This is a genomic window from Pseudomonas lactucae (genome assembly GCF_016937615.1).
In the GTDB taxonomy this organism is placed as follows: Bacteria; Pseudomonadota; Gammaproteobacteria; order Pseudomonadales; family Pseudomonadaceae; genus Aquipseudomonas; species Aquipseudomonas lactucae.
On record NZ_JAFHKI010000134.1, the window covers coordinates 1 to 6,607 of the forward strand.

Annotated in this window: 7 protein-coding genes; 4 read left to right on the top strand and 3 right to left on the bottom strand. The window is 61.6% G+C overall.

What is annotated here, in order from left to right:
* Positions 1–92: 92 nt before the first annotated feature.
* The 3 genes from JWR98_RS22715 to JWR98_RS22725 all read right to left on the bottom strand — a co-directional run bounded on the left by JWR98_RS22715 (position 93) and on the right by JWR98_RS22725 (position 2,240).
* Positions 93–971: a carboxylate/amino acid/amine transporter gene (locus JWR98_RS22715; protein WP_205491248.1), complete on the bottom strand. Its 879-nt coding sequence runs from the start codon at positions 969–971 to the stop codon at positions 93–95.
* Positions 972–1,174: 203 nt separating this feature from the next.
* Entirely contained in the window at positions 1,175–1,774 is a 600-nt protein-coding gene (locus JWR98_RS22720; protein ID WP_078825640.1) for an FMN-dependent NADH-azoreductase, read from the bottom strand.
* Positions 1,775–1,925: 151 nt separating this feature from the next.
* Positions 1,926–2,240, bottom strand: coding sequence for a 3-phosphoglycerate kinase (locus JWR98_RS22725; protein ID WP_078734178.1), 315 nt, complete (start codon positions 2,238–2,240; stop codon positions 1,926–1,928).
* Positions 2,241–2,289: 49 nt separating this feature from the next.
* Here JWR98_RS22725 and JWR98_RS22730 point away from each other — a divergent pair, with 49 nt between their 5' ends.
* The 4 genes from JWR98_RS22730 to JWR98_RS22745 all read left to right on the top strand — a co-directional run bounded on the left by JWR98_RS22730 (position 2,290) and on the right by JWR98_RS22745 (position 6,513).
* Positions 2,290–3,213 carry a PA3225 family LysR-type transcriptional regulator gene (locus JWR98_RS22730; protein WP_205491250.1) on the top strand — a complete coding sequence of 308 codons (924 nt, stop codon included), beginning with the start codon at positions 2,290–2,292 and terminating at the stop codon, positions 3,211–3,213.
* Between the two features lie 14 nt (positions 3,214–3,227).
* Entirely contained in the window at positions 3,228–4,031 is an 804-nt protein-coding gene (locus JWR98_RS22735) for an alpha/beta fold hydrolase (protein ID WP_205491252.1), read from the top strand.
* Between the two features lie 3 nt (positions 4,032–4,034).
* Entirely contained in the window at positions 4,035–4,598 is a 564-nt protein-coding gene (locus JWR98_RS22740; RefSeq protein WP_032879982.1) for a peptidylprolyl isomerase, read from the top strand.
* A gap of 82 nt (positions 4,599–4,680) precedes the next feature.
* Positions 4,681–6,513, top strand: a complete 1,833-nt coding sequence (locus tag JWR98_RS22745) for an ABC transporter ATP-binding protein (RefSeq protein WP_078734180.1) — start codon at positions 4,681–4,683, stop codon at positions 6,511–6,513.
* The last annotated feature ends 94 nt before the right edge of the window (positions 6,514–6,607 follow it).

A 6,607-nucleotide genomic window follows, 5' to 3' on the forward strand; every position in this document is an offset into this window, starting at 1 on the left:
AGGCTCGGCAGCTGCTACGCGGAGGCGGCGCTCAAGATGTGTGCCTATGCAAATCGTGAGACCGCTCACCCCGCAAAAAAACCGGGTGTTCATTACATTTTTGATGGCGCAACAGCCCCCGCAGAACGCACACCCAACCGACTGATCCACACCGCCCCCAGAATCACCAACCCGCCCAAGGCCAAACGTCCCAGCGGCTCGTGCTGGTTCCAGATCAGCAAATTCAGCAACAACCCCACCGGCACATGCAGGTTATTCATCACCGCCAGCGTGCCGCCATGCACCAGGCACGCGCCTTTGTTCCACCAGTACATGCCGAGCGCGGTGCTGACCAGGCCCAGGAATACCAGCACGCCCCATTGCAGCGGCGCTTGTGGCAGGAAGTCGGCCTTGGCGAACAACAGGAATGCCGGCAACACCACCAGCAAGGCGCCGAGGTAGAAGTAGCCGAAACGCCGATAATGCGGCAAGTCACTCGGATAGCGCGCCACCAGGTGCTTGTACATCACCTGTCCGGCGGCGTAGGTGAAGTTGGCCAGTTGCAGCAGCACAAAGCCCATCAGGAAGTGCGGGGTGATCTGGTCGAAACGAATCACCGCCGCGCCCGCCACCGCTACCAGCGCGGCGACCAGTGCCCAGGGGTTGAAACGCCGGTTGAGGGCGTCTTCGATCAGCGTCACGTGTAACGGGGTAAGAATGGTGAACAGCAGCACCTCCGGCACCGTGAGCACGCGAAAGCTCAGGTACAGGCACACGTAGGTCACGCCGAACTGCAAGGCGCCGATCACCAGCATCCCGCGCATGAACCCAGGCTCCACCGAGCGCCAGCGGGTCAGGGGGATAAATACCAGCCCGGCCAGCACCACGCGCACCAGCACCGCGAAGTAGCTGTCGACGTGCCCGGCGAGGTATTCGCCGATCAAGCTGAAGGAAAATGCCTGTATCAGGGTGACAACCAGTAAATAGCCCATGCGCGCCTCGCTTCGAATGGGCGGGACATTAAAGGTTTTCGGCGCTTGAAGAAACTCGGGGCAAAAAAAACCCGACCTCGCTAAAGCGTCAGTCGGGCAGGAGCACTCAGGAGCAACAAGTGCAAAGGGAGGTTCGATACGCATACTTGAAGGGTTGGCGTGGAGCGATATAAACACCGCGCGATTACGTGACGATTAAAGGATCACGCCACCTGGGCAATCAGCGCCTTGGCGTGATTGATGCCCTTCTCCTGGAAGTCACCGCTCAGGTTCACGCCTTCGGCATGAATGAAGGTGACGTCATGAATCCCGATGAATGCCATGACCTGGCGCAGGTACGGTTCCTGGTGATCGGAGCTGGCGCCGGTGTGGATGCCGCCGCGCGCGGTGAGCACGATGGCGCGCTTGCCGGTCAGCAAACCCTGCGGTCCGGTCGCGGTGTACTTGAAGGTCACGCCGGCCCGCAACACGTGGTCCAGCCAGGCTTTCAAGGTGCTGGGGATGGCGAAGTTGTACATCGGTGCGGCCATGACCAGCACGTCGGCGGCCAGCAACTCGTCGGTCAATTCGTTGGAGCGGTCGAGAGAGATCTGTTCGTCGTCGTTGCGCTGCTCCGCCGGTTTCATCCAGCCGCCGAGCAAATTGGCGTCCAGATGCGGCACCGGGTTGAGGGCCACGTCACGCACGGTGATCCGGTCCGCCGGATGGGCGGCCTGCCATTGGCTGATGAACTGCCGGGTCAGTTGGCGGGAGATCGAATCCTGTTGGCGGGCGCTGCTTTCGATGATCAGAACATTGGACATGGCTTCGTAGGCTCCATCTGAAACTGCTGTAAGTCGATGGAGAAAAGATTAACCAGGGCTCATTCGATAAAAAAGCGCAAAAAACTGCTGCAACCCATCTAGAAATTTGTTGATAAGCGGAGTATTCCTGTGGGCATGCTCCGCTGCCGTTTTATTTCGGCGCGCAGTCCAGGGCAATGCGCATCTTGATAATGGCGCGGTTGAACTTGGCGGTGGTGTTGGTGCTTTTGCCCGCCGGTACCGTGACCATGCGACGACGCGGCGCTTCCGGGCCGTTGGTGAAGGTTACCGAACACACGGCGTCTTTTGTGCCGTAGTTATTGAGTTGAATCGAACTGATGTCGCCGTCCACATCGGAGGCGGTGTAGTCCACGCTCACGCCATCGATCTTTTTTGTCACGTCGATGGGGTAGGCGAACGCGCTCATCGGCAACAGCGCCAGCAGCACACAACACAATTTTCTCATTCGGCAGTCTCCAATAAGGACCGCCAGCTTAGGACAAGAGGAACCTATCTTGAAAGCGCCCCGCGTTACCCTCGATCAATGGCGCACGCTGCAAGCCGTGGTTGACCATGGTGGCTTCGCCCAGGCGGCCGAAGCGCTGCACCGTTCGCAGTCCTCGGTGAGCTACACCGTGGCCCGCATGCAAGACCAGCTCGGCGTGCCACTGCTGCGCATCGACGGGCGCAAGGCAGTGCTCACCGATGCCGGCGAAGTGCTGCTGCGCCGCTCCCGGCAGCTGGTGAAAAACGCCAGCCAGCTGGAAGACCTCGCCCATCATATGGAACAGGGCTGGGAAGCCGAAGTGCGGCTGGTGGTCGACGCCGCCTACCCCAACGCACGCCTGGTACGCGCCCTCAGCGCATTTATGCCGCAGAGCCGTGGCTGCCGCGTGCGCCTGCGCGAAGAGGTGTTGTCCGGTGTCGAAGAGTTGTTGATTGAAGGCGTGGCCGACCTGGCCATTTGCGGTTTCAGCATCCCCGGTTACCTGGGCACGGAAATGAGCGACGTGGAATTCGTCGCCGTGGCCCACCCCGACCATGCCCTGCACCGCATGAATCGCGAGCTGAGCTTCCAGGACCTGGAAAGCCAGATGCAAGTGGTGATCCGCGACTCCGGCCGCCAGCAACCCCGCGATGTGGGCTGGCTCGGCGCCGAACAACGCTGGACCGTCGGCAGCCTGGCCACCGCGGCGTCCTTCGTCGGCAGCGGCCTGGGCTTTGCCTGGCTGCCCCGGCACATGATCGAACGCGAACTCGCCGAAGGTGTGCTCAAGCAGCTACCCTTGGAACAGGGCGGCAGCCGCCACCCCACGTTCTATTTGTATTCAAACAAGGACAAACCCTTGGGGCCGGCGACGCAGATCCTCGTGGAACTGCTGCGCACCTTTGACACGGCCCCGCTGGATGCGCCTTTCGCCGCTCCCCGGCAAGCCTGAAACGGAGTTCATGCATGGCCTGGTTCGACCACGACGGCTGCAGCCTGCATTACGAGGAATACGGCCACGGCACCCCGCTGATGCTGATCCATGGCCTGGGCTCCAGCAGCCAGGACTGGGAACTGCAGGTTCCGCTGCTGGCCAGGCATTATCGCCTGGTCGTGGTGGACGTGCGGGGTCATGGGCGCTCCGATAAACCGCGCGAGCGCTACAGCATCCCAGGCTTTACCGCTGACCTGCTGGCGCTGTTCGAACACCTGAGCCTGCCCGCCGCCCATGTGGTGGGCCTGTCCATGGGCGGCATGATCGCGTTTCAGTTGGCGGTGGACCAACCCGCCCTGGTCAGGAGCCTGTGCATCGTCAACAGCGCACCCGAGGTCAAGGTGCGCAGCGCCGATGACTATTGGCAGTGGGCCAAGCGCTGGACCCTGGCCCGGGTATTGAGCCTGAGCACCATCGGCAAGGCGCTGGGTGAGCGGTTGTTCCCCAAATCGCAGCAGGCCGACCTGCGCCGCAAGATGGCCGAACGCTGGGCAAAAAACGACAAACGTGCTTATCTCGCCAGCTTCGATGCGATTGTGGGCTGGGGTGTGCTGGAACGACTTTCCAGAATCACCTGTCCAACCCTGGTCATCAGCGCCGACCACGACTACACCCCCGTGGCCCACAAAGAAATCTATGTAAAACTGCTGCCCGATGCGCGGCTGGTGGTGATCGAAGATTCCCGCCATGCCACGCCCTTGGATCAACCCGACGTCTTTAACGCTACCCTGCTCGACTTTCTCAAGACCGTCGACACCACAACCCAGGATCACTGACCCATGCTGAAAAAAATCGCCTTCTTTGCCGGTTCCGTATTGTTTGCTGCCAACCTGATGGCGGCCGAGCCCGCCAAGGCGCCCCACGTGCTGATCTCCACCACCAATGGCGACATTGAAATCGAACTGGACCCGGTCAAGGCGCCGATCAGTACCAAGAACTTCCTGGCCTATGTCGACAAAGGCTTCTACACCAACACGATTTTCCACCGTGTGATCCCGGGCTTCATGGTCCAGGGCGGCGGGTTCACCCAGCAGATGTCGCAGAAGCCGACCGAAGCGCCGATCAAGAACGAAGCCAGCAACGGCCTGCACAACGTGCGCGGCACTCTGTCGATGGCGCGCACCAATGACCCGAACTCGGCCACCAGCCAATTCTTCATCAACGTGGCGGACAATGCCTTCCTCGACCCGGGTCGCGACGCCGGCTATGCCGTGTTCGCCAAAGTGGTCAAGGGCATGGACGTGGTCGACATCATCGTCAACTCCCAGACCACCACCAAGCAGGGCATGCAGAACGTGCCCATCGATCCTGTCCTGATCAAGTCGGCCAAGCGCATCGACTGAGGTCTGCAGGAAGCTCCGCGCGCAGCCCACAAGGCTGTGCGCGCATCTGAAAGGAGAGCCCGCCCGGCGGGCGTCAACCCCAATGCTCTATCGTCGTTTTGAACAACTGATCGATATTTTCCGCGACGCGCCCAGCGAAGCCCCTCCCGATAAAGTCCTGCCCTTCTACCTCTACTACCTGCGCCAGGTATGGCCGTGTTTTGCCGCGCTATTGGTGGTGGGCCTGGTCGGCGCGTTGATCGAAGTCGCGCTGTTCAGCTACCTGAGCCGCATCATCGACCTGGCCCAGGGCACGCCGCCCGCCAACTTCTTCCAGGTGCACAGCACCGAGCTGATCTGGATGGCCGTGGTCGCCCTGCTGCTGCGTCCGATCTTCAACGGCCTGCATGACCTGCTGGTGCACCAGACCATCAACCCCGGCATGACCAGCCAGATCCGCTGGCAGAACCACAGCTACGTGCTCAAGCAGAGCCTGAATTTCTTCCAGAACGACTTCGCCGGGCGCATTGCCCAACGCATCATGCAAACCGGCAACGCCTTGCGTGACTCCGCGGTGGCAACGGCGGAGGCCATCTGGCACGTGTCGATCTATGCGATCACCTCGCTGGTGCTGTTTGCCGAGGCCGACTGGCGCCTGATGATTCCGTTGATCACCTGGATCATCGGTTACTGCCTGGCTTTGCGTTACTTCGTGCCGAGGGTCAAGGCGCGTTCGGTGATTTCTTCCGAGGCACGTTCCAAACTGATGGGGCGCATCGTCGACGGCTACACCAACATCACCACCTTGAAACTGTTCGCCCATACGCAGAGTGAGCAGGAATACGCCAAGGAAGCGATCGTTGAGCAAACCGAAAAAACCCAGCTGGCGGCACGCGTGCTCACCAGCATGGATGCGGTGATCACGGTGCTCAACGGCCTGCTGATCGTCACCACCACCGGCCTGGCCCTGTGGCTGTGGACGCAGTCGCTGATCTCCGTGGGCGCCATCGCCCTGGCCACGGGCCTGGTGATCCGCATCGTCAATATGTCCGGCTGGATCATGTGGGTGGTCAACGGCATTTTCGAAAACATCGGCATCGTGCAGGACGGCCTCAAGACCATCGCCCAGCCGCTGGCGGTGGTCGACCGCGACAACGCCCCGCGCCTGAACGTGCCCCATGGCGAAGTGCGTTTTGAGCAGGTGGATTTCCACTACGGCAAACGTAGCGGGATCATTGGCGGCTTGAACCTTGAGATCGGCGCCGGTGAAAAGATCGGCCTGATCGGCCCGTCGGGTGCAGGCAAGTCGACCCTCGTCAACCTGCTGCTGCGCCTCTACGACCTGCAGGGCGGGCGTATCCTGATTGACGGCCAGAACATCGCCGACGTGGCCCAGGAGTCCCTGCGCGAGCGGATCGGCATGATCACCCAGGACACCTCGTTGCTGCACCGCTCGATCCGCGACAACCTGCTGTACGGCAAACCCGACGCCACCGACGAAGAACTCTGGGCCGCCGTGCGCAAGGCCCGCGCCGATGAGTTCATCCCGCTGCTGTCGGACGCCGAAGGCCGTACCGGGCTGGACGCCCATGTGGGCGAGCGCGGGGTGAAGCTGTCCGGCGGCCAACGCCAACGCATCGCCATCGCCCGAGTACTGCTCAAGGACGCGCCGATCCTGATCATGGACGAGGCCACCTCGGCGCTGGACTCGGAAGTGGAAGCGGCGATCCAGGAAAGCCTGGAGACCCTGATGCAAGGCAAGACGGTCATCGCGATTGCGCACCGCTTGTCGACCATCGCGCGGATGGACCGCCTGGTCGTGCTGGAGAAAGGCCAGATCGCCGAGAGCGGCAGCCACTCCGAACTGCTGGCCCATAAAGGGCTGTATGCCCGGTTGTGGCAGCACCAGACCGGAGGGTTTGTCGGCATCGACTGAAGCAAACACCTCCCAAAATGTGGGAGGGGCGGCGCGACGATTCGCTTGCTCCCGATAGTGGTAATCCGTAGCAGCTGCCGAGCCTTGGCGAGGC

Excerpts from the sequence above, each read along its gene's own strand:
- JWR98_RS22715 (WP_205491248.1), bottom strand. The coding sequence starts at position 971 with ATGGGCTATTTACTGGTTGTCACCCTGATACAGGCATTTTCCTTCAGC.
- JWR98_RS22720 (WP_078825640.1), bottom strand. The coding sequence starts at position 1,774 with ATGTCCAATGTTCTGATCATCGAAAGCAGCGCCCGCCAACAGGATTCG.
- JWR98_RS22725 (WP_078734178.1), bottom strand. The coding sequence starts at position 2,240 with ATGAGAAAATTGTGTTGTGTGCTGCTGGCGCTGTTGCCGATGAGCGCG.
- JWR98_RS22735 (WP_205491252.1), top strand. The coding sequence starts at position 3,228 with ATGGCCTGGTTCGACCACGACGGCTGCAGCCTGCATTACGAGGAATAC.
- JWR98_RS22740 (WP_032879982.1), top strand. The coding sequence starts at position 4,035 with ATGCTGAAAAAAATCGCCTTCTTTGCCGGTTCCGTATTGTTTGCTGCC.
- JWR98_RS22745 (WP_078734180.1), top strand. The coding sequence starts at position 4,681 with ATGCTCTATCGTCGTTTTGAACAACTGATCGATATTTTCCGCGACGCG.